The sequence below is a fragment of the Bifidobacterium anseris genome, assembly GCF_002860345.1.
In the GTDB taxonomy this organism is placed as follows: domain Bacteria; phylum Actinomycetota; class Actinomycetes; order Actinomycetales; family Bifidobacteriaceae; genus Bifidobacterium; species Bifidobacterium anseris.
Genome location: NZ_NMYC01000005.1, coordinates 103,653 through 127,185, shown reverse-complemented (window position 1 = coordinate 127,185; position 23,533 = coordinate 103,653). Strand labels below are relative to the sequence as shown.

The 23,533-nt window shown below is 59.8% G+C and carries 18 protein-coding genes and 1 pseudogene; 7 read left to right on the top strand and 12 right to left on the bottom strand.

Annotated features, from left to right (window positions below; genetic code table 11):
• Nucleotides 1-15 precede the first annotated feature (15 nt).
• Nucleotides 16-1,482, bottom strand: a complete 1,467-nt coding sequence (locus CGZ88_RS05685) for a glycoside-pentoside-hexuronide (GPH):cation symporter (RefSeq protein WP_024540357.1) — start codon at nt 1,480-1,482, stop codon at nt 16-18.
• 479 nt (nt 1,483-1,961) lie between these two features.
• On the opposite strand from CGZ88_RS05685, the gene CGZ88_RS05680 reads away from it, so the two are divergent.
• The 3 genes from CGZ88_RS05680 to CGZ88_RS05670 all read left to right on the top strand — a co-directional run bounded on the left by CGZ88_RS05680 (nt 1,962) and on the right by CGZ88_RS05670 (nt 4,767).
• On the top strand, nt 1,962-2,645 hold the full coding sequence (locus CGZ88_RS05680; RefSeq protein ID WP_243390089.1) for a carbonic anhydrase: 684 nt from the start codon (nt 1,962-1,964) through the stop codon (nt 2,643-2,645).
• Between the two features lie 213 nt (nt 2,646-2,858).
• Nucleotides 2,859-4,199: a hemolysin family protein gene (locus tag CGZ88_RS05675; RefSeq protein WP_026644895.1), complete on the top strand. Its 1,341-nt coding sequence runs from the start codon at nt 2,859-2,861 to the stop codon at nt 4,197-4,199.
• An 85-nt stretch (nt 4,200-4,284) separates the two neighbouring features.
• Nucleotides 4,285-4,767, top strand: coding sequence for a Dps family protein (locus CGZ88_RS05670; RefSeq protein ID WP_026644896.1), 483 nt, complete (start codon nt 4,285-4,287; stop codon nt 4,765-4,767).
• A gap of 168 nt (nt 4,768-4,935) precedes the next feature.
• Here the strand turns inward: CGZ88_RS05670 and CGZ88_RS05665 are convergent, their stop codons facing one another.
• From CGZ88_RS05665 to CGZ88_RS09180, 4 genes are all read right to left on the bottom strand, one after another.
• Nucleotides 4,936-5,115, bottom strand: coding sequence for a Rossmann-fold NAD(P)-binding domain-containing protein (locus CGZ88_RS05665; RefSeq protein ID WP_026644897.1), 180 nt, complete (start codon nt 5,113-5,115; stop codon nt 4,936-4,938).
• Nucleotides 5,112-5,957, bottom strand: a complete 846-nt coding sequence (locus tag CGZ88_RS05660) for an aldo/keto reductase (RefSeq protein ID WP_243390088.1) — start codon at nt 5,955-5,957, stop codon at nt 5,112-5,114. Before CGZ88_RS05660 ends, CGZ88_RS05665 begins: the two co-directional genes overlap by 4 nt.
• Before the next feature lie 393 nt (nt 5,958-6,350).
• Entirely contained in the window at nt 6,351-8,495 is a 2,145-nt protein-coding gene (locus CGZ88_RS05655; RefSeq protein ID WP_101671338.1) for a hypothetical protein, read from the bottom strand.
• Nucleotides 8,496-8,571: 76 nt separating this feature from the next.
• Entirely contained in the window at nt 8,572-9,783 is a 1,212-nt protein-coding gene (locus tag CGZ88_RS09180; RefSeq protein WP_101671337.1) for a Fic family protein, read from the bottom strand.
• A gap of 410 nt (nt 9,784-10,193) precedes the next feature.
• On the opposite strand from CGZ88_RS09180, the gene CGZ88_RS05645 reads away from it, so the two are divergent.
• A complete protein-coding gene (locus tag CGZ88_RS05645; RefSeq protein ID WP_133120907.1) occupies nt 10,194-10,484 on the top strand; it encodes a hypothetical protein in 291 nt (96 codons plus the stop codon).
• 50 nt (nt 10,485-10,534) lie between these two features.
• Nucleotides 10,535-11,197, top strand: a complete 663-nt coding sequence (locus CGZ88_RS05640; RefSeq protein WP_101671580.1) for a DUF1287 domain-containing protein — start codon at nt 10,535-10,537, stop codon at nt 11,195-11,197.
• Nucleotides 11,198-11,354: 157 nt separating this feature from the next.
• Here CGZ88_RS05640 and CGZ88_RS09135 read toward each other — a convergent pair whose 3' ends face one another.
• The 3 genes from CGZ88_RS09135 to CGZ88_RS05625 form a co-directional block, all read right to left on the bottom strand.
• Nucleotides 11,355-12,356 (bottom strand): hypothetical protein, encoded by a 1,002-nt coding sequence (locus CGZ88_RS09135; protein ID WP_101671335.1) that lies wholly within the window; start codon nt 12,354-12,356, stop codon nt 11,355-11,357.
• 45 nt (nt 12,357-12,401) lie between these two features.
• Nucleotides 12,402-13,229 carry a hypothetical protein gene (locus tag CGZ88_RS05630; protein WP_133120906.1) on the bottom strand — a complete coding sequence of 276 codons (828 nt, stop codon included), beginning with the start codon at nt 13,227-13,229 and terminating at the stop codon, nt 12,402-12,404.
• Nucleotides 13,230-13,293: 64 nt separating this feature from the next.
• The gene (locus CGZ88_RS05625) at nt 13,294-14,838 is read right to left on the bottom strand and encodes a hypothetical protein (protein ID WP_101671333.1); all 1,545 of its coding nucleotides are present in this window, start codon (nt 14,836-14,838) and stop codon (nt 13,294-13,296) included.
• 57 nt (nt 14,839-14,895) lie between these two features.
• Between CGZ88_RS05625 and CGZ88_RS08975 the strand changes: the two genes are divergently transcribed.
• Both CGZ88_RS08975 and CGZ88_RS05620 read left to right on the top strand, forming a co-directional pair.
• Nucleotides 14,896-15,207 carry a hypothetical protein gene (locus CGZ88_RS08975; protein ID WP_165778721.1) on the top strand — a complete coding sequence of 104 codons (312 nt, stop codon included), beginning with the start codon at nt 14,896-14,898 and terminating at the stop codon, nt 15,205-15,207.
• A gap of 77 nt (nt 15,208-15,284) precedes the next feature.
• Nucleotides 15,285-16,130 carry a PmeII family type II restriction endonuclease gene (locus tag CGZ88_RS05620; protein ID WP_101671332.1) on the top strand — a complete coding sequence of 282 codons (846 nt, stop codon included), beginning with the start codon at nt 15,285-15,287 and terminating at the stop codon, nt 16,128-16,130.
• 66 nt (nt 16,131-16,196) lie between these two features.
• Here the strand turns inward: CGZ88_RS05620 and CGZ88_RS05615 are convergent, their stop codons facing one another.
• The 4 genes and pseudogenes from CGZ88_RS05615 to CGZ88_RS05600 form a co-directional block, all read right to left on the bottom strand.
• Nucleotides 16,197-17,558 carry a DNA cytosine methyltransferase gene (locus CGZ88_RS05615; RefSeq protein WP_101671331.1) on the bottom strand — a complete coding sequence of 454 codons (1,362 nt, stop codon included), beginning with the start codon at nt 17,556-17,558 and terminating at the stop codon, nt 16,197-16,199.
• 963 nt (nt 17,559-18,521) lie between these two features.
• Nucleotides 18,522-19,559: pseudogene (locus tag CGZ88_RS05610) on the bottom strand (zinc-binding dehydrogenase).
• A gap of 149 nt (nt 19,560-19,708) precedes the next feature.
• On the bottom strand, nt 19,709-20,545 hold the full coding sequence (locus CGZ88_RS05605) for a hypothetical protein (protein ID WP_133120905.1): 837 nt from the start codon (nt 20,543-20,545) through the stop codon (nt 19,709-19,711).
• A gap of 367 nt (nt 20,546-20,912) precedes the next feature.
• Nucleotides 20,913-23,420, bottom strand: coding sequence for an excinuclease ABC subunit UvrA (locus CGZ88_RS05600; RefSeq protein WP_101671329.1), 2,508 nt, complete (start codon nt 23,418-23,420; stop codon nt 20,913-20,915).
• Between the last annotated feature and the right edge of the window lie 113 nt (nt 23,421-23,533).

Genomic DNA, 23,533 nt, shown 5'->3' with positions numbered 1-23,533 from the left:
ATCGGATATCGGATGTCAGGCGTTGACGTCGCTGCTCTCGGCGAGTTCGGCCTCGAGCTGCTCGACGATCTCCTCATGCTTCTTCTCGTCGATGCGGACGGTGAGCAGGAAGACGAGCAGGCTGAGCACGATGCCGGCGGACGGGATGATGTACGCCCAGGTCGTGAAGGTATGGATGTTCGAGGAGGTCATATCCGAGGCGGACACGGTGCCGACCATGCCGGCGGCGACGGCCACGAAGCCGACGATGCCGTTGGAGCAGGCGCCCGCGATCTTATCGAGCATCGGACGCACGCTCAACGTGACCGCCTCGTTGCGACGGCCGGTCTTGAGCTGGCCATATTCGATGGAATCGGTCATCGTCAGGATCGCGGTCATCTGGATGGTCTGCTGCGGCAGATAGAACAGGCACAGCGCGACGAGCACGACCGCAAGGTTACGTGGCGCCATGATGAACATCGCATACGCGGCGATCATCAGCGCCATGCCGGCGGCATACAGCCAGCGGCGGGGAATGCGCCGGTTCAGGACCGGGTACAGCGGCGTCGTGACGAGACCGGTGACGACCGGGATGACGCCGGCGATCGCGAAGCGCTCGGGGGTGCCGAGCACATAGGTGAACTGGTAGAACAGCACGCCGGTCGTGGCGACGTTGGCGACGGCGTACAGCAGGTAGCTCAGCGCGGTCCACAGCAGCTGGTCGTTGCGCCCGATGGCCTTGAACGCGTCCAGCGGACCGCAATGCTCCTCCTTCGTACGCAGGTTGCTCGAGCTTTCGCGGGTGCCGAACGCGACGGACCAGGCGGTGAGCAGCCCGAGCACGGCGATGATGACGGCGAAGGCCGTCCATCCGGACTGCCCCTGCGCGTACTCGCCGGTGAAACGGTAGGTGAAGTAGCTGACGATCGGAATGACGATGACGGTGACGCCGTTGTAGCCAATCGAGCCGGTCAGCGAGCCGAGCGACGTGTACACCGCGCGCTCATGCGAGTCGCTGGACAGCGCCGGGATCATGCCCCAATAGGAGATGTCACGCGCCGAATAGAAGATGTCGAGCGCGACGAAGGTGATGATGAACAGCGTGATGAACCATGTGGTGTTCACGTTGACGAGTCCGAACAGACCACTGAAGATGACGACGAGCAGCACGGACGGCACGATGCCGCCGATGAACTGCCATACACGGAAACGGCCCCACTTCGTGCGCGTGTTGTCGACGATGTTGCCGATGATCGGGTCGAGGAAGATCTCCGCGATGCGGATGACGACGACCAACGACGTGATCAGCGCGATCATGCGGGCCGCGACGTCCTTGTCCACGCGCACGAACAGCGCGGTCGTGACGTAGGTCATGAAGAAGGTGCTCATCGCGTTGTAGAACGCGGACTGGCCGAGGTTGCCGAAGGCGAAGCAGATCTTCTGACGCCGCGCGCGCCGGCGCTGCGCCTGCTCCTGCGGACCGGTTCCGATTGCGCTCTGCATGGCATGCTCCTTGATGGACGTTGATGACATTACCGGCGGCTGCGGTGCCGTCTCGCTGGATGTACTCGTCATGTCGTTCTCTCCATTGCGATATCGACGTTATGTCTGGCGTGAACCATGGCGTCATTCCTGATGTCATGCCCGACGCCGTGCTCTGCGGTTGTCGCGATCGGTACTGCGCTGCACCGGTCATGTCACATACTCTACCATTTACCGACTTTACTAAACAAATTTAGGCGTGTCGGAAAATCATTACCTTGATGACGCAAAACCGTAACCACCCGGCTTTGCGGGGCACGAGCCACGCCGCCCAAGGCAGCCCCGCGTCCGGCCGCTCGTCGACGCCCGCATCGCAACGCCTTGAGCCACGCCCATACGGCGGCGCGCAGGCGCCGATTGCGCACGGTGAACAATCCGCTGATGACAAAGACCCTATGATTTACCGTAACGCACGAACCGCGACGACCAGAGGAGACACGATGACCGAGCACACCGAAGAGACGACCGCGAACAGCACATGGAGCCGCATGCTCGCCGGCAACCGCCGATTCGCGGAAGGCAACGCCACACACCCATGGCAGGACAAGGAGACGCGCGAATCGCTCATTGACGCGCAGAATCCGGATGCGGCCGTGCTCAGCTGCTCAGATTCGCGCGTGCCGCCGGAGATCATCTTCGACGCGGGACTGGGCGACATGTTCACGGTGCGCACGGCCGGGCAGATCATCGACGACGCCGTGCTGCAGTCGCTCGAATACGCGGTCGGCACGATGCATGTGAGCCTGCTCGTCGTGCTCGGCCATCAGCATTGCGCGGCCGTGGAGCAGGGCGTCAAAGAACTCGACGCGCTCGTGAAGAAGCTGTCCAAGGAGGACGAGCACGAATCGGAGGTGGTGCGCGAACAGCTGATGGAGGACCTCGACGAGGTCATCCTCTCCTCCGATTCGCAGTTCCTCAAGAACGTCGGCCTGTCCGTCTGGCAGGCGCAGATGGCGGGGCTCGATTCGAACGAGGATTATGAGCAGGTGAACATCGCGCGCACAATCGAGCATCTGGTGACGCATTCGGAGATCATCCGAGAGGCGCTCGCCCATGAGCAGCTGATGATCGTAGGCGCTCGCTACCGTCTGGATTCCGGTCTGGTCGAGGTGCTCAGCTTCTGAGCAGGCGCCCCGAGCGGCCCGTGCGGCCCTATCCGCGATTTTAGGGTGGGTATCCTCGGAGACCGGGGTCGCAGAGGCCCTTAAACCTACCACGTGCGCGCAAAAGCGCTCAGAACCGCACGGTTTGGGGTTTAGTCTCTGGAATGGCCCACCCTAAAATCGCAGATAGCCGGTTGGCAGCGGGTTGCCCTGCCGATGACATACGCTTGAGACATGTCTTTAGGTTTGAACATTCTGCTCATCTTCGTCTTCCTGCTGCTCGGCGCCGTCTTCGCCGGCACTGAGCTCGCGCTCGTCTCGCTGCGCGGCTCGCAGATCGATCAGATGGAACAGGAGGACGCGCGTGGCGCCCGCGTCGCAAAAATCGCGCGCGACCCGAACACGTTCCTTTCGACCGTGCAGATCGGCGTAACGCTTTCCGGCTTCCTGTCCGCCTCCTTCGGCGAATCGTCGATCTCCCCGTTCATCGTGCCGGTCGTGGAGAGCTGGGGTGTGCCCGGCAATGTGGCCGCACCGCTCACGACGATCGCGCTCACGCTTATCATCTCCTACTGCTCGATCGTGATCTCCGAAATGGTGCCGAAGCGCATCGCGATGCAGCGCAACGAGCAGATCGCCCGCGCCGTCGTGCCCGCGATCTCCGCGTTCGCGAAGGTCTGCAAGCCGATCATCTGGCTCATCGGCAAGAACACGAACGGCATCGTCCGTCTGCTCGGCTTCGACCCGAATGAAACCGAATCGGAGGTCTCCGATGAGGAGCTGCGCGTTCTCGTCAGCTCGAACTCGAACCTGACAACCGATGAACGCACGATCCTGGACGACGTCTTCGACGCGTCCGAGAAGATCGTCGCCGAGGTCATGCGCCCGCGCGCCGACGTCGCGTTCCTCAACGCGGACATGCCACTCGCCGAAGCCGCCGCCTTCGTACGCGACATGCCGTATTCCCGCTACCCCGTCTCCGGCAAGGATTTCGACGATATCCTCGGCTTCGTCCATGTGCGCGATCTGCTCGACGTGCAGAATCCCGATGGCATGACCGTCGCCGACGTGACGCGCGAAGGCATCGCGCTGCCCGGCACGTCGAAGCTGCTGCCAAGCTTGGCGCTGCTGCGCAAACGCGGCATCCATCTGGCCACCGTCATTGATGAATACGGCGGCACCGACGGCATCGTCACGCTCGAGGACATGACCGAGGAACTCGTCGGCGACATCCGCGACGAGTACGACCTGCCGGAGGATCACTCGAAGACGAACGGCAACGGCACGGTGTTCGTCAACGGCGTCGCAACCGTGGACGGCAGCATGACGATCGAGGATTTCGCCGATCTCACCGGCATCGAACTGAGCGACGGCCCGTATGAGACGGTCGCGGGATATTTCCTCGCGCACACCGGCAAAATGGGCGAGGTCGGCGACACCTACACCTCCGAGGACGGCGGCTACACGATGACCGTAACGAAAGTCGACGGCCGCAGGATCGAGACGATCGAAGTGCGCAAGCAGTACGATCATGAAGCCAGCGCATCCAAAGGGGATGAGGAGAATAAGAGTTAGGCTAACAGCTCACGCTCAGCCAACATACGGCAATGGGACGTAAGCTCGAGGCAGAACATCTGCCAACATACCGAAAGGAACAACCATGGCACTGTCATTCATCATTCCGGGACTTGACGAAGCCTCCTCGGAAAAGACCATCGGCATTCTGCAGGAGCGTCTGAGCCAGGAGCAGGAGGCTGCGCTCGTGCTCAAGCATGCGCATTGGAACGTCGCCGGCCCGAACTTCATCGCCGTCCATGAGATGCTTGATCCGCAGGTCGACGAAGTGCTCGCGATGGCCGACGAGACGGCGGAACGCATCGCCGCGCTCGGCGGTTCGCCCTCCGGCCGCGCCGACGACATCGTGCGCTACCGCACCTGGGACAAGTTCGAACTCGAAGGCCGCCAGAACACGCTCGACTATCTGCGCGCGCTCGACAAGTACTACGACTCGTTCATCAAGGCCGACCGCACCGCCGTCGCTGAACTCGACGACCTCGACTTCGTGAGCAGCAACATCATTCAGGACCACGTGCAGAAGCTCGAGCAATTCCAGTGGTTCATGCGCTCGTTCCTCATCGACTGAGCCGTCAGCCCAACGACCGGCGGCGGTCATCGTGCTGATGTTTCACATGGAACATGAAACATCGATGACTTTCAGCCGCCGGCGATTATGGGTGAGCCCCGGGTTTCCTCATGCGAGGAGGCCCGGGGCTCACCCATATCCGTTGATTTCAGCTGATTTCAGCATCGCTCAGCGAGCCGCGCTCAGCGACTCAGTAGAAGCTCGGCTTCGCCCATTCGATGCCGGGCTCACGATGCCGAGGCATTCACGATGGTAGTCCTGTTTGCCGGTCAGCAGTTCGGCGGCGAACTTCGCTACCGTCTCGCGCGTGAGCTGCGCGTCCTTGAACGGTTCGCCCTTGCGCGTCACGAACGCAGTGCGCGCAGGCTTTGCCCGAAGATGCTCACGATGGCCGTCGGATCGCGGTGGTCGAAGAACTGGCTCTCATGCCTATCGAGACCGGCGATTGTAGCCATGCCCTCGTCGCTGAGTTCGAAGTCGAAGACGTCGAAGTTCTCCTCGATACGCTCCTTGTGCACCGACTTCGGAATCGCGACGATGCCGCGCTGCAGCAGCCAGCGCAGAATCACCTGACCGTTCGTCTTGCCGTACTTCGCGCCGATCGCCGCGATCGTCGGATCGGTGAAGATATGATGCTTGCCTTCGGCGAACGGCGCCCACGCCTCGACCTGCACATCCTGCTCTTCGGCGAAGCGCACCTCGTCCTTCTCCTGATACCATGGGGAGACTTCGATCTGGTTGACGGCGGGCTTCACGTTGCTCATCAGTTCGAGGTTGATGAGCTGGTCGGGCGCGAAGTTGGACACGCCGATCGAGCGGATCTTGCCGGCCTGCTGCGCCTCTTCGAGCGCGCGCCAGGCACCGGCGACGTCGCCGTACGGCTGGTGCAGCAGATACAGGTCGAGGTAGTCGAGGCCGAGCTTGCGCAACGAATCGTCGACGCCCTGCTTCGCCTTCTCGTAGCTGAAGTGGTCGACCCACAGCTTCGAGGTCACGAAGATGTCCTCGCGCGCAACCGGGCTCTTCGCAATCGCCGCGCCGACGGCTTCCTCGTTCATATAGGCCGCCGCCGTGTCGATCAGCCGGTAGCCGGTCGCGAGCGCATCCGAAACCGCCTGCTCGCACACCGCGAGATCCGGTACCTGGAATACTCCGAAGCCGAGCTGCGGCATCTTGTTGCCATCATTCAACGTCCTTGCAGCCAGTCCGAAGGGTTTTCATGCCAGCAGACACCGAATCGGGCTCTCTGAACATAACAGGAAAGCCACGTGCAACCATATCTGCGCTGAGGGGGGGGGGAGCATCTTCTGGCGGAAGCGCAAGTATCACCACCGCGAAATGGCGGTTTTTGAAGGCGATACTTGCAATATTCCCCAAAGATGCTCCCCTCAGCGCAGACACAGCCCGCGCCCCTCCCGATATGACCTCAGCTAGCCTCAGATAGCCTCAGTTGGCATCCTCCACGCCCTCAACAGCGTCCCAACAACCCCGTGAACCACCTAGCAACCCATTCCAACGCCCCACAAACTTCAACCCCCACGCCTCAAACCCACCGCCGGCCCCCAATCAGCTTCGCACCGACGCTACAGCAGCAGTTCGTCGTGGGCGTTCACCGACATGAAGGTGATGCGCCCGGCCCCGTCGCGCGTGAAATGCAGCCGGTACTGGCCATGCACGTTGCAGCGGTAGATCGCGTTGCCCTGTTCGTCCTTGCGCCCGGGGTTGTCCCCTCCCCTGCCGGTGCGCAGCTGGTGCGGCCGCAGTCCGTTGGCCGTTTCCTTGCCGGCGAGCACGAGCAGCATCGTATGGATCAACGGCCATCGCGTCATCTCCTTGCTCTCGCATTTCTCGAGCGAGTCGAAGAACTCATCCCCGTACGACCATTCCGCCAACGGCCGGCGCCGACGCTCCTCGACCGTGAACTGCAGCAGCGATTGCGCGCGCAGCATCCAATCGAGCTCCTCGCGCAGCGACGCGAACCTCCCGCTGAACACGGCGAGCGGGTTTGCGTCCTCGAGCGCCTTCTCGTAGTCATGGTTGTCGCGTTTGAGCTTGGCGTTCTCTTCTCGAAGCCTGCCGATGTCATCGTTGTGCTGCCGGTTGTTCTGGCTGAGTTCGACGAGCTGCGCGTGCATCCGACGGATCGTCGTTTGGGCCGCCTCGACGGTGTCCACCGTCGTGAGAAGCTGTTCGACCGGCACGTCGGCGAGCGTGCTGTGGCTGCGCAGCCGCGGCAGATAGTCGAGCGCCGCGGAGGTCTCCAGCCACGCCGGGCCTCCAGGCAGCAGGCTCGGCGCCGACAGCACCGTGTCGTGCGCGTCCGGCAGCGATAGCAGCCAGTCGTCGCCGTCGCGTTCCTCGACGCGCATTGCGATCGTCTGCCCGCGTGTGAGCATCGGCCGCAGGTCGGCGTTCATGTCGATGCCGCTTCCGGCGAACAGTTCCGGCCCGCGCACGGTCACTTCGACGCCCGCGCGTCCGGAGAGCGCCGGGTACAGCATGATCTTGAACATGTCTTCGCACACAAAGGTGACGCGACCGGCCACGGTTGTGCCGGAGGCGTAGTCACGCAACGCATCTGTGGCGGTGCGCCATTCGGGTTCGATGGCGAGTTGACCGTCCGCGTCGACGTGTCCGCGCACCGGTTGCTCTTCACACAACAGCGATGCCGTCGCGAGCGCCGTCGGCACCTCGAGCCTCGCTTTGCGTGGGTTGCGTTCATCGTCGACATAGACGTAGGCGATGCCGTCGAGCATCATCGCGACGACGCCTTCCACGAGTTTCGTGTTCCGCTGTGTCTCATGGCGTGGTTGCGGCTGGGCGTCGTCATCGTCGGCGCCGCCGAGGCTGTAGCCTTCGGGGTAAGCGACGTCGAGGACGAGGTTCGTGAGTTCTGCGACGGTGTCGGCGCTGTCATTCGTCGAGTACATGCGCAGCAGCTCCCGTGAATGGTCTCGACCGGCCATGTTGCTTGGCGCGAGGAAACGGCAGGCGCCGTTGTAGGCGCGCGCCCAGTATGGAAGGTTGTCGCGTAGCCAGTTGTCGGCGGCGCGATCGGCGATTTCGAAGATGACGGCGGCTTTGCCGATGCTGTCGACCAATGCGTTGACGTCGAGGTACGGGGTCGTCATGCCGACGCCGAGCGAGACGAGGACGCACGGGTATTCGCGACGTTCCGAGACGATTGCGTTGCGGCATACGCGCGCATGCTTGATGTCGACGCGGTAGTGACGGTCGCGGACGTGCACGTCGAAGAGGTTCGGCTCGTCTTTGGCGGGTGTGGCGGGTGTGGCGGGGCGTGCGGCGGCGATCGTGTGCGCGATCATGTTCGTCGGCGGCTTGCGTCGCGTGGGCAGGCGGCGATCGAGCAGTTCTTCGATGCGCTCGAGGAAGCGCGTCGATGACAGCGATGGCAGCACGCAGCCGACGAGTCGTGGATCGTCGAACCACATGTCGCCGGGTGGGAAGACGCGCGCGGCGCCGCGGTAGGGGTTGACGCTGCCGAGGTGGTCGCGCGCGTCGTTCTGTACGGCGTTGGAGAGCAACACGGTGACAGCGCGCGTGCCGACGGTGCGACGGACTTCGTCGAGCGGCGCGATCGTTTTGCCGTGGGCGTCTTCGGACAGCAGCACGCAGGCGATGTCACGGCTTGATTTGCGCAGCCAGTTGACGAATTCGGACAGCGTGAAGGAATCCTTGATGACCTTGCCGTCATATGAACCGTCCATATGCGCTCCTTGCTTCTGAGCCCCCGGTGGCTTTCAGCATAGCAGCCCGGTCGCGGGTGGGAACGCGCGGGCACCGTCACTGGCGGTGCAGCGAGGCGGCGTAGTCATCGAGTACGTCGAGGATGCCACGATGCTCCCACACGACATTACGTTTGGCGGTATTGCGAGGAACGAGCACGTCAGCATCGGCGAGCGCGCGCAGTGCACGTTCGGCCTGCGGCTTGGATAATCCGATGGCAGAGCGCAAATACTGGGAGTTGATCACCGGCTGCGCGATCAGGTACGGCAGCACCTTCCACACAGCCGCATCCCTACGCGTGCCTCGCAGGGCGGTTTTGGTGGCTTCGATCTGACCATCAAGGCTATCAATCAGGTCGATGCCGCTCTGCGCGGCGAACAGGCTCGCCTCAGCGAACACTGCAATCAAAGGAGCCGCATCCCCCGCACGGAATGCGGTAAGAGCATCGAAATACGTGTCCGTGGCGCGAAGAAGACCGGCGGAAACCGGCGGCACGAGATGCGCGGTGAGGCCTTTGCTACGCAGCACGGCGTGGATGAGCGCACGACCCGTTCGACCGTTGCCGTCGGCAAACGGATGAATCGTCTCGAATTGCGCATGGGCCAAGGCGGCCTGCGCAAGCACGGGAATGTCGTCACGCAGGAGGAATGCGAGCAGATCATCGATTGCCGGCTGTACGAGCTCCGGTTGCGGAGCTACGAACGAGGCACCTCGCGGCGAATGTGAGCTGGTCCCCACCCACACGAGTTGCTCACGGAATCTGCCGGCGTATTCGCCCCAGCCGGGTTGCGCGCTGAGCAATGCCTTGTGCATGCGCAGCAGATTCTCTTGCGTCATGTCTCCGCTGAATTCCAACGCCGATTCCATCGCTCGCACATTGCCTATGACGATCTGCGCGTTGAGACTGCCTCCTTCATCAAGGAGTTCCAACGCCAGATTCTTCGCGCCGACGGTGAGATGTTCGATCTGCGATGACGACGTGGCTTCGGTCCGCAGCAGAACCGCACTCATCGGGCCAAGCGAGCGCACCTGCTCGCCGAGTTTCCACAATGCATACGCGTCGAATTTGGCCAGCGCCTGGCTTGCCTCATCGATCGCCGAGCTCAGTGCCGATGGCAGATTGATTTCCAGATCGTGCAACGCAATGGGAACGGCCGACGCATACGGACCGTTGCCCTTCATGCGCTGCGACCTGGAGACATACGCGTCGTCGGCGATATGCCAGACGTGTTCCTCATGGCCCAGTGCCGGGATGCGCCATTCGACCATGGTGGACACCTTTCTGCGTTCGGGAAGTGTAGCTAACGATGAGTATAGCTACAGATAATCGATTATCTGTAGCTATGGAGGAACTTGGCGACAGATACCGTAGCGGATGATCGGCGGGATTCCGGGAATTTGACGGTGTTCGCAACCCATTCGTTTCCCGCGCACGTCCCCCTGCAGCTGCCTCACGTTCCTGACGGCGGCCAGCCCGTCGATGCGGCATCAGCATGGCGGAAGCAGCAGCAGAGCAGGCAGCCCGAGCTGTCCGGTCTGACTGAAGTGTCACCGCGGCAAGTCGTTATACTTTTTTATACTTTTTATATTCTTTATACTTTCGGCGACTCCGATAACGAATCCGTTCAAAACCACTGCATACATGACGTCACCCATACTGATCGACAGAGGAGACGACCTTGAGGAATTCGAGATGGCGCACACAACGCGGCTTAGGCGACATGGTGCACGCCCCGGAAATCGACGGACTGAGCTCGATGCAGAAGGAGTATCTGCTCGCCATGGCTCAGGATGACGGACCGTCGTCCACCGGAGAGATCGCCAAGCGTCTCAAACGAGATGCCGGCTACGCAAACGTGTATCGCACGCAACTGATCAAGGAGGACGTCATCTACTCGCCCGCATGGGGTCAGGTAGATTTCAAACTGCCCTACATGCGCAACCCTATCGTCACTCTCCATAGGCGATAAGCGTGCTATAACAGATGCCAGCGAAGGGCAACGCGGAGGAGTACATCCATATGGCACAACGACTATCCAGAATCATCACGATAGGGACGCTCATCGTCACCTGCACGTTGGCGTCGGCCTGCGGGAGCGCAACGGGAGGCGCAGACAAAGACAGGTCGGCGCGGCAGTCAGCGCCGAGCATTGCCCCATACATCAGCGCAATCGACAAGGATGGCGACGGCATCGACGATCAAAGCGACATTCTGCAGAACGCGCGCGCCTACATCGCTACAAAACCGGCATACAAAAGCGAGTATTACGCAACTGGCTACCCGAACGACGGGTATGGCGTATGCACCGACGTCGTAGGCGCAGCCCTGCGCGGAGCCGGCTACGATCTGATGACACTCGTACATGAAGACATACTCGCCCATCCTGAACGTTATGACATCGACACACCTGACGCCAATATCGACTTCCGCCGCGTCCCCGTACTCAACTCGTACTTCGCCGCGCATGCAATCAACCTCACGACGGACATCACAGACGTCGGCGCATGGCAGGGCGGCGACATCGTCGTCTACAGCAACCACATCGGCATTGCCTCCGACACACGCAACGCAGACGGATTGCCGTTGCTCATCCACCACGTGAGCGCGAAGCAAAAGCAGTACGAAGAGGATGTGCTCGGCACGTTTCCGCAAGAGCTCGTCGGGCATTACCGAATCAGTTGAGAGCGGACGAGGCCCAGATTCTGGCTAAATCGCAGGACGTGCCATCCCGCTACTTCAAGGGGCGCCAAGCTGTTTTCGCGCCAGACATGCAACCTCACAGCTGACTGTATCTTAATCGACTACGAACTCAGCCGTCACAACAACAACCGCATCCCGCTCACTCATCACCGTCCTGCTCGAACCTGTCCATCAGAGCACCTGATTCGTCGGTGAGGGCGCCGGAATCGTCAAGGATGGGCGTATCGAGCACGGATTTGATGGACATGGCCAGCGAAACGCAGGCAGCGACGGACTGCTTGGCTTCCTGGTTGAACTGCGCGTAGTCCTCGCCCTGTGCGGCGATGATCTGATCAAGATTCTGCAGCGCCACGACGAAGCGAACGTCAAGTTGCGCAAGCGTCGCGTAGAACATCATCGCCCGATCCCTGATGGCGCGCGACATATCGGTAGCGGCCGCCCACTGCTCGCAGTAGGCGCTCACCTGCGCCGCATTGGCTTTCGCCTGTTCCAGATCCTTCATGCCGCTCAAACCGACCATGGCGCCGAACACCAACAGCGCAGGTCCTGCCACAAGGCCGCCGAGCACCGCCATACCGCCGGCCATGCCCATGCCACCGGCGGCCAGTGCACCCCCGCCGAAAAACGCCAGCGTCGCATTGGCCGCGGCCGCACCATGCAGACTGGCGATGGCCGTTCCGGTGGAAGCCGCGGCGAAATGCATCGCCAGACCATACGCGCCGAATGCCGTCAATGATCCAGCGGCCATTCCCGCAACTCCGCCTTTGACGATTTCGACGGCCAGATCACTGAGCTTGCGCAGTTCCTCGAACGAAGCCTCATCAATATGCAGACGCTTGAGCTCATCCAATCCGGCGGAGTCCCGCAGTCCCACGTTCTTGAGCCTGCCGAACGAATCCAGGAAATGCTTCATCGACGTATCCAGAACGCTGATCTTCTCACGTCCGAGTTCGTCGAGCGCACGCCCGCACTCTTCGCGCAGCGTTTCCAGATTCTGCGCGGCGATGCGCTGACGCTCCGCCGTGTTCTCATTCAATCCCTGCGCCTTGTGCCCGTCCGCGACACCTTTGACCCCGGCGCCCACACCGCCAACGCCGGCGAGCGCTGCCGCACCGATTACCAATGGAACGAAAACCACCATGATGACTGCTCCCTTATCCTCTACGCATCCTGTACGAACCGTGCACTAGTTCTTCTTGAACCAGCCGCCGACGGTATTAGCTACGTTGTTCCACGCCTGCGTCGCACCCTTCTGCACTTCGTTGCCCACGGCGCCCATGGCGTTACCAACCTGACCTGCAGCATCGGCGATGGCATGCCCTGCCTTGCCCGCCGCATCACCGATGGCACCTCCGGCTTTGCCTGCCGCATCACCGATGACTTGCCCTGCCTGGTTCATGAAGTCGCCTACGCCACGCATGCCTTGATCGACGATGTCCTCCTGAACCTGTTGCGCTGCGGGAACTGCGGGCATTCGAGAATCGTTGATGACGTCGAGCGCACCGGCAACCATCATGCCGCGTCGGTGTTCCAGCTCGTCGACGATCGGCTTGGCTTCGCTGTAGTTCATCGAAGAATTCTCCACCGCTTCCAACTGGGCGCCCACCGCCACACAAGCGTTCATTATGTAGACGAACTGCTGGTAGATACGCTGATCCACATTGTTCACGCGCACGATGTGCTTGATCAGACGCTCTTCTTCGGCGCTGCATGCGCGGTCGGCGTGCGCGACAGCGAGCATGTCCCAAAGCACCATGCTCAACGGGATCTGCGGGCCTTTGCCGGATGGCTTACGAGCGAGGGTCTTGTCAACGCCTTCCGCGACGAGCTCGTAATGTTCAAAGTCATCGGCGGCGCCGGCGACCTGCTTCTCACAGTCGGCGATCACCGTCTCTCGGCATTTTGCGAATTCAGCCGCATCAAACTGCTCGCCCAGCTGCTCGAACAGCTGCAGCTCATACTCCTGAGATTGGCCATCCACCAGAATGAGGTAGTACAGCACGCTCAGTGCCATGCGTACGTCGCAATTTTTCATCACTCTCCCACCTTTCACCGATACAGACTCGTCGTACTCCATTTCACAGCTGCAGACTGTCGTCACGATTCATTAAAGCATCGAATTCCGTTTGGGACCTAAACTGTGGCTCATATCCCAACGCTTGCTGCAGCTGTGCGTTGGCTTGGATGAATCCATCGCCGTCCTGTTCCAGAATCGCCTGATCCATGGTTCGGAACGCGGTATCGAAAGTGTCCAGATGCTCGCTGAAGTAGCGTTCTGCTTGCTCATTGAGTTGCCGTCTCCATGCGCGCACCTGTTCCACGATCTGCGCGCATTCCGCTTCCGCCGCGATTCGTTCCTGCTTGGCGAGCTGATATTCCATCATCGCCTGCCGCAGGTTCCGGTAGGATCCCACTGCCACCTGCACGGCGATCATGTTCGCGATGATTGGCGAGAGCGTCGCACCAGCGGCCGCGGTGCCGACTACGGCGCCTGCAAAGCAGGATGCCAACGCGCCGATGTTGGTTTCGGCCAGAGCGTCCAGGAACTCCTCACCGGTCATATCGCTCCTGACCAGCTGCTGGACCAGCATTGCGTTTTCGAACGCCAGCGACGCCATCATCGTCAACGCATTGCCTTTCGCGATGGCCTTCACATAGTCGCTGCCAGCGTTTTTCATCGCACCGTCAGCCGCGATCTGGATGAAGCCGATCACGTACTGGATACCACCGGCTAATGCCACATCCAGACCGTGTTCCTTCAATGATTCAGGCAACGACCGATTCCGCTGAATGCAATCCTGAATTACACCCATCATCGCCATTGGAGCCGCAGCGGCCATCACGCCTGCCGCTTGTTCCATGGCGCCCTGATGGGCGATTTTCGCCGCGTGCTTCACCGCCTCGCGTTTGGGATGCAGAGCTGCTGCCAACGCCTCGTCTTTGGTGAGACCGGCTTTGCGAATCTTCTTCTGTAGCTGCCTGTCTTGCTTGATGCGCTTGCGGTGCTTCGCGCAAGCATCTTTATCTCCTCGTGCGGCCGCAGCCTCCAACTTGGCTTTGGTGTCCTGAATATCCTGACGAATGGAACCCGGCCCTTCCCCCAGCAGTTGATCGCAGTACTCGTCAGGGAGGCCGAACAGGACGTTACCGTCGTAGTACTTTTCATATCCGCTGGAATGCAGCAGATCTAGGCACTCCTTCGCATCCTTGCCGACAAATTTCATCTGGATCCGCTGCGTCTTCAACGGCTGACCATGCGCTCCGAACGCCTGCATGTCTACAAGCGGATCATTGTTGTTCGTGCGACGCATACGACGCTTGTCTCCAGCGATGATTGCGTCCGCGTTATGATGCGCTTCGGCCATCGCCTCAGCAGCGAAGCCCTGTTTGACGGCAGGATTGGAGGCGTTCAGCCCGATGCCCTTCAGATCCACCGTGTACACGCCGTCGCCTTTCACCGCGCGGGCATCATGATTGACGTACGCCGCGCAGTATTCACGCACGGCATCCCCATATCGCTGCCCGATCTCATCCAACGACAGGCGATCCAGCGCATACCGAATCGCCTGCGCCCACGGTTCCGACATGCCCTGACCAACACCCGCATCGTCATGCTCACCCAATCACCACACCTCCTCCATCAGCACTTTGTTTAAAGCATAGTGGCTCTTCTCAAGCTAGTGAGCAAGGATGTCATTAATTTGGACGCTGCGGAAGAAGATTCGTTGAATGTGACTGGCGACGTCGGCAAAGCCCATGGTGTTGTCGCGCAGTGTCTCAATCCTGTCGCTGATGGTCTCGGTGAATCTGTTTGCCTGAGTGGTGCGACGGAGGAGGGTGAGGAGTTCACACATGCGGCGTTCGAGCACACGAAGACCTATTTCGTCCAGTCCAAGAAACCTTTGGGAGTTGAACACGCTAAACTTGGGATCAGGCCGTGTTTCAGCATTCATTTTTTCTATCACACAAGCACACAAGCACACAAGCAATGATGAAGCACGGCCCTTACACGCTAATTTGAGAAGAACCTGATTTGTAAGCGCCGAGCAATCGCACTACGATAAGCTATATGGACGATCAACCACAGATTTACGACAACGCAGCCGAAGAAGAAGCACGTAAGAAACGTGCTCGCGCCATCCTAAATGCGTATATCCAGAACCGAATCGCCTTCTATGACGGCACCGGAAGTTCTCCGATGACCTACGAACGGCTGCTCGGCAAGGACTTTGCAATCTATGCGCTACGAGGAGTTGAAACCGCTGAAGACTATGCACGAGAAGCTTTTCATGCAGTCGAATCTTCAAGCGAAGAAACAGCGATGGGCACTCGGTGGCAGGAGCTAATCGCCAGCATCGCCGAAAACGCCATAGATACAGGAGATTTAACCGCAACCCGCGATGGAGCCGTGTACGTCATCGAGCTCAAATCACAGGAAAATACAACTAATTCCTCATCATTCCCAAATGAGTTAAGAAGCTTGCGTCAAAGAATGAGGGAGATCGCAGGACGAAAGCGCGCCTCACATCAGAAAGTAGAGGCCGCGATTTGCATAACGCGTTCAACCATCAGTAAAGATGAGTGGCGTACATTTGACGTAGGATTCGCAACTCAAGAAAACGCCGACCTCAAAGATTTTCGGTATCGTTATCTATCAGGCACAGCAATGTGGCAATGGTTATGCGGCATCGATTCACCCTACGGCCTCATTCGACCATTCTCAAAAATCGATTCCGAGCCCGTACTTAAGGCTCGCGAATCCTCCCTTGAGCGCGTAACACAGCAACTACTAAAGGAGCTTGACAGGAAAGGGCTTCCCCACACACTCGACGGCGTCGCAGAACTCTCCGACAGCTACAAGGCCGAAAAGGAAGCCAAAAGACGCGAACGCGAAGCAAAGAAAAGAAATAAATGATACATAAGCCTTTGAATGCTACCACTAACATGGTATCACGTTAACGGCAGCATTCAAAGACCTCAATCAAGCCAGATCCCACGTCAAATCACTAGTGCGAGAATATCTTGAGTAGGGGAAATCACGCCAACGCTTGTCATGGGATCTCCCATTCATATCATCAAGGATCGCTCGACCGATTGCTTCACCCAAACTAACAGGCACGGCATTGCCGATTTGACGATACTGATCGTGCACCCCGCCCGCAATCCACCAATCATCCGGAAACCCTTGTACACGTTTATATTCTTCCACACTAAGGGGTCGCAAAGCATCAGGATGACAGAGATCCGTAGCTGGCATCGTCGGACTAGTGACCAAGGTAGGAGACGGCCGATCCCACGCAATACGGCGATAGAATCCAGTCTTTCCACCACCGAGCCTAAACGCCTTGCCCATCGCTTCCTCTTGCACATCGAGCGGAAGTTTGTTCCAGCACTGACCTTCTTTTAACATATTAAAATAACGCAAACGTTTTTGAGGAAAATTAGTATACGTCTGAGGCAAATCTTCGATATCATGAACGACATCGCGAAAAGTCATCCAATATGGAAGCCTCCAATTCTCAGCAACCTTCTCTTTTGAATCAGCATGGGTAGGAATAAGCCAATCACACTTTGTGCCATCACGCTTCGCAATAATGACCACTCTCTCGCGAATTTGCGCAGAACCAAAGTTTGCGGCATTATAAAGATTAAACGATACTCCATAATCCATTTCATTCAGACGATTAAGAATGTAACGCATCGCACCTCCCCGAACCGGCTTACCCCCAGGCCTAGTTGGGAATGACGTGGAAAGCAATCCTCGCACATTTTCTATAATTAAATAGCGCGGATTCAATTCAGCAGCTAAATCCAAGTATTTCAGGAAGACATTCCCACGAGGATCCTCAAACGCGCGCCTCGCGCCAGCTGTTGAAAATGCTTGACAAGGTGGGCCGCCAAATATCACATCAATCTCACTGTTTGGCGAGATACAAGCCATCCTACGGACACTATCGGCGTCAATTTGAGTAATATCACCTAGTAGAGCAACGTCTGGCCGGTTTTGATGCAAGGTCATACGACACTCTCGATTGTTCTCACAATACAGAGTTGCAGGTATGCCAGCTCGCTCCATACCAAGATCCAATCCACCAGCTCCACTAAAGAAAGAAAGCGCGCAAATATCATATTTGAGTCCGCCACGTAGTGCTTGATCCTCCGGGGCTCGAACCAAGTTATTTCGCCTCAGATACGCATCAACTGCTTCTTGACGAAAGACCTTGCGTGCACCGCAGATATCAAACTCGAGTTCTCCCACGTTAGCAAGACGCGTTACTACGCCTGCCGAGACTCCCATATAGCGAGCCACTTCTCCAGTGTTCAACAATACATATGTCGCCATACTCCCAAAGGTATCACCCCCCAGGGACTACAAAAACAATATTTTCAAAGATTCAGCATACCGTTGAACATCGCAGCAACCTAAAGCAAAATCGAGCATGCGAAACATACGCTTAATAATCATATATTATATAGCGTAGTTTCACTAATTCGCAAAATCAAATACTTGCTTTCTTCATATTAACACTCTATAAAAGAGTTTTTAGTCAACCACTCTTCTTTCCTCACTGCACCTCACAGCGAGGCTACCTGGTGCCCGAAAGAAGCAAACGACACCTCTTTGTCCGATTTGTCCGAAAGGGGCTATCCTGAGAAGAACGAATCGGACAAATTGGACAGGAGCAGAGATAACGATCGAGGCAGTACCTATCGCGAAGGTGGAACAGGGCCCGGCGTACATCACCGCCGGCGACGGAACTGCGTACGTTCTCGATGACACCACTCTGGAACGACTCATGCACGCACTCATCGACGAGAAAACACGGACCCGCGATGAGAACGACAACTCCGACGGTAACGAACTCCTCACCACCGGCGACGCCGCACGCATCCTGGGCGTCTCGTCAAAAAACCGTGGGGCGCCTTCTAGACAACGGAGCCATCCCCTACATTCGCTACACCAAGAAGGGCAATCGTTGGGTGAGTCGCGCAGACGTGCTGGCCTATCATGAACGCGCGCACATGCATCACCGCGCCCACCTGAAGAACATGCAGGAGATCGTCACCGAAGGCAACCTCGACGACATCGACTACGAAGCCTACCTCGCCCAATTCGAATAATCAGGAGAGACGATGCCCGTAGCCACGCCCACCAACGCTGTAGACTGCGAACATGGCAATCACGTATACGGATGAGAAACGCTTCACACAGGATCAGGTGCACGAACTTGTTCATGGCCGCGGTTTGCATCCCACAGCCCCGGCACATACGACAGATCTCGCCGACGCTCAGCCGACGTCCCAATCAGTCGAGGATCAGATACGACTTGATCGTCTTGCGCTCGTCCATCGCCTCGTAGGCGGCCTGGATGTCGTCGAGGCGGAACTCAGACGTGAACACCCTGCCCGGGTTGATGCCCGCGTTGAGCACGGCGTCGAGCAGCACGTCCTTGTCATACGTCGTGACGGAAGCGGGGCCGCCGTAGACGCCGACGTTCTGGTAGAACGTGCCTTCGCCGCTGATCTGCTGACCATGCGGCAGGCCGACGCGGCCGATCAATGCGCCCGGACGCGCGACCGACACGGCCTCCTGGAACGAGGCGTCCGTGCCGACGCATTCGAGCACGGCGTCGGCGCCGCCGTCGCTGATCTCCAGCAGCTTCGCGACGCCTTCGTCGCCACGTTCGGCGACGTTGTCGGTCGCGCCGAATTCCTGTGCGAGCGCGCGGCGGTCGTTGTGACGGCTCGTCGAGATGATGCGCTTGGCGCCCATCATCTTCGCGGCGATGATTGCGCACAGACCGACGGCGCCATCGCCGAGCACGATGACGGCGTCACCCGGCTTGACCTGTGCGGTGCGGGCGGCATGATAGCCGGTCGCCATCACGTCGGACAACGTGAGCAGGCTCTTGAGCATGCCTTCGCTGTAGTTCTCCGGCCGTCCCGGAATCTTCACGAGCGCCTACTGCGCATGCTGGAAACGGATGTACTGACCCTGCGCACCTATCGAGAAATTGTCGGGATGCGCCATGCAGGAGCCGTCGAAGCCGGCGCGGCAAGCGCGGCACTGGCCGCAGCCGTGCGTGAACGGCGCGATGACGAAATCGCCGGGCTTGACCGACGTGATGGCGTCGCCGACCTGCTCGACGATGCCGATCGCCTCGTGCCCCGGATTCTCGGAATGATCAACCGACGCGTTAATGCCGCGGAACGGCCACAGGTCGGAGCCGCACACGCAGGTGCGCACGACGCGGATGATCGCATCGTCCGGCTGCTCGATCGCCGGCATCGGCGCCTCCTCAACGGCCATATGACGCGCCGAATCGAAAATCGCAGTCTTCATGAGTGGTGTCCTTCCCCTACAGGTGTCCCGACGTCTGCCGATACACCTAGATTTTGCCCTTCTCGCCATTGTATGGCGTATATGGCGCACAATCCGCTTGCGCCGTCAGTAGAAGCGCCGCCTGATTACCTGATTACCGCCGTGCCGCGTCATGCAAGGTTCCCGACGCGAATGTCTGTGGTTTGGGAACCAGTCGGCAGGTCGAACGCGCCAAGCGCCCGGCATTCCTTGTCGAACTGCGCACGGTTGGCACCGCTCAGATCGAGCTGATGTTTAGGAATCGCAATCAATGAACTGTTCATCTCCTGACCATCCTCGGCCGTGTCATTGCTGGCGAGCACGATGCCGATGCGGCGCAAATCAGCATAGGTAGCACTGATGAGCGTGAGCTGGCTGGACATCAGGTAGCGGCGCAGCCAGTTGTAGAGAAAATCAAGCATCGCATCGGACGGTTCGTTCGGCAACGGCAGTATCGGCATGCGCGTCGAGCGCAAATCCGATAGATAGTAGGCGTCGCGCATCCTGACGAACTGTGCGGCGTCCTTGACGACGAGGAATCGTTTTCTGACGAACGCGAGGTAGCGCTCGCACGCGATGAACGGGATAACGATCATGAACACCATCGACACAAAACCCAGCAGAATGTGACCGTACTCGCCAAGCATATACGTCACATACGCAAGTCCGATCACCAACGCGACCATGGCAATGCACATCATCGTGGCGTACGTTTTCTTGCGCAGCATGAGAATCGACGTGATGTCGTTACGGATCACGCGACTCTCCGTTTCCGAACTCGTCTGCGGCAGACGACTGCGACGCGACCAATAGACGAAGAACGGGGAGCCGATGATCGCGAACAACGCGGCGATGAACGTGAACACGATGATCGGATAACTCCACTCGCTGAAATCGTTGAGCGCCGCGACCACCAGAAACGCGAAATCAACAAGCGTAAGACCCCAGCCGACGAGCTGCCAGAACAAATACGGATGCCGCTGCGAAAAACTCATGTCGCCGCCTTTCTCACTCCTTCGTCGCACGGTGTCCCTTCAGCATAGAAGCGGCGGGGGCGAGGCGACGCGTTCATCTCAGCAGCCGTCTACGCTGCCACGAAGCGTAGCGAAGAGGGCGGCGGTGATCGGCCGGACGTCGGTCGGCGCCGCGGCTGAGCGAACGAGACTGGTGCAGACTGCACCCAGTCCGATCGCTATCGGCTGGTTAAGCGAACGCGGCCGGTACAGATTGCACCCGGTCCGGTCGCAACTGGTCACCTTAGCGAACGTGTTGGGGGCGCCCCACACCCACTCCGATCACAACCGACCCACACACCCGCGCCCACGCACCCGGCCTTCACCGCCGTGTCACGCCGACGCACGGCGCCAGATATTCGCCGGTCACGCTGAGCGGATTCGCGGCGACCTGTGTCGGCATGCCGGTGGCCACGATTTCGCCGCCGTTTTCGCCGCCGCCGGGTCCCATGTCGATGATCCAGTCGGCGTTCGCGATCATGTCGAGGTCGTGTTCGATCACGAGCACGCTCGCGCCGTGGTCGATGAGCTTCTGGAACACGCCGATCAGTGTGCGCACATCGAGCGGATGCAGGCCGATCGTCGGCTCATCGAAGACGAATAGCGTGCCTTCCTGCGCGCATCCCATTTCGCTCGCGAGCTTGAGTCTCTGCGCCTCGCCGCCGGATAGCGCCGGCGTGCTCTCGCCGAGTGTCAGATAGCCGATGCCGAGTTCGTGCAGCGTCGCGAGTTTCGTATGGATGCTGCGCTGTCCGGCGAACGCGTCCATCGCCTCGTCGACCGTCATCGCGAGCGCATCCGGCAGCGACACCGCCGTTCCGCCATCCGCGGGCGTCCATGTGATTTCCCCGGCTTCGTCGCTGTAGCGGCTGCCGCGGCAGTCGGGGCAGTCGATGTCCACATCGGGCAGGAATTGCACGTCGAGCGTGATCTGCCCGGTGCCGTCGCATGTCGGGCAGCGCAGCGAGCCGGTGTTGTAGGAGAACGCGCCCGCCTTCAGGCCCCGCGCCTTCGCCGTATCGGTGCGCGCATACAGGCGACGCAGATCGTCGAGGATGCCGCTGTAGGTGGCGACGGTTGAGCGCACGTTGGCGCCGATCGGCGTCGCATCGATTATCGTGACGCGTTCGATGCCCGGCGCGTCAAGTGCGCGTACATGTTCGGGCATGCGTTCGTCGGCGATCTTCGCGTTGAGCGCGGGCACGAGGCTTTCGAGAACGAGCGTCGTCTTGCCGGAGCCGGAGACGCCGGTGACGACGGTCAGTCGATGTTTCGGGATATGCGCGTCCAACGCGTGCACTGTGTGCAGCGGCGATGTCGCGATGTCGATCAAACCTTCATCGAACATCGCGTCGGCGGCTGTCTGCGGACGCACGATGCGCGCACGTTCGTTCGCGAGGAACGGGCCGATGAGCGAATGCGGATCGTCTTCGACGTCGCCCACCGTGCCCTGCGCGATCACGGTACCGCCGTGTGCGCCGGCGCCAGGTCCCATTTCGATGATCCAGTCGACGTCACGCAACACGCGCGCGTCGTGATCGACGACGATGACGGTGTTGCCTTGTGCCTTGAGGTCGCGCATGACGCCGATGAGACCATCGACGTTCGCCGGATGCAGGCCGATTGATGGTTCGTCGAGCACATACATCGCGCCTGTCAGTTCGCTGCGCACGGAGCGCGCGAGCTGGATGCGCTGCCGCTCGCCGGTGGACAACGTGGAGCCTGCACGGTCGAGCGTCAGATAGTCGAGGCCGAGGTCGAGCAGACGGCGTGCGGTGCGCGTGAATTCGTCGACGATCGTCTGCGCCATCTCGCGCATGTCGTGGGGCATTGCCGAAGGCACGGTGCGCACCCACTCCGCGAGATCGTCGAGCTGCATCGCGCACTGTTCGGGCAATGTCTTGCCGTCGACGGGCAGCGTGCGTGCGCGTTCGTTGAGTCGTGTGCCGTGACAGTCGGGGCACGGCTCCTCTTTGATGAATGGTTCGACGCGTTTGAGCGCTTTCGCGTCCTTCGCCTTGTCGAGCGCATTGAGCACGGTGCGTTCGGCGCTGAAGTACGTGAAGTCGAGTTCGCCGGCACGGTTCAGTTTCTTCGAATGGTAGAGGATGTGTCGTTTCTCAGCCGGGCCATGCAGCACGATCTCCTTTTCGTGCGCGGTGAGGTCCTTGTACGGGACGTCGGTGCGCACTCCCATTTCGCGGCACACGTCGACCATGATCGACCACATCAGCGAACGCCACGGCGCCACCGCTCCTTGTTCTATGGTCAGATTCGGGTCGGCGATCAACGTCGACTCGTCCACGGTGCGCACGATGCCCGTGCCTGAACATGCCGGACAAGCACCGCCCGAATTGAAAGCGAGATCCTCGGCGCCAAGCGGCTGCACATGCTCGCCGCACACCGGGCAGACGATCGGCCTCTCGAGCGCGACATTCGGCGTCGGATCAAGCATATGGCCGTTCGGGCAGCTGTAGTTGCCAAGACGGGACGTCATCAGCCGCAGACTGTTGAGCAGCTCGCTCATCGTGCCGAAGGTACTGCGGATGCCGGGAACGCTCGGCCGCTGATGCAACGCGAGCGCGGGCGGCACATGTTCGATCGCGTCGATCTTCGCCTCGCCGCTCTGCGCGATGCGCCGACGCGTGTACGTCGACAATCCTTCCAGATAGCGACGCGACCCTTCCGCATAGAGCACGCCGAGCGCGAGCGATGATTTGCCGGAACCCGATACGCCCGCGACAGCGACCATCTCGCCGATCGGCACCTGCACGTCCACATGTTTGAGATTGTGCACTCGCGCGCCAGTGATATCGATTGTCTTCGCCATGCGATCGCTCCTAACCTATTTCACGTAGTTCCGAGCGTAAGGCGTGCGCGGGCGCTCCGCCGCAGGCGCACCGTTGCCTGTGGTTACCGGTCGGAAAGTGACCGGAGTGCACA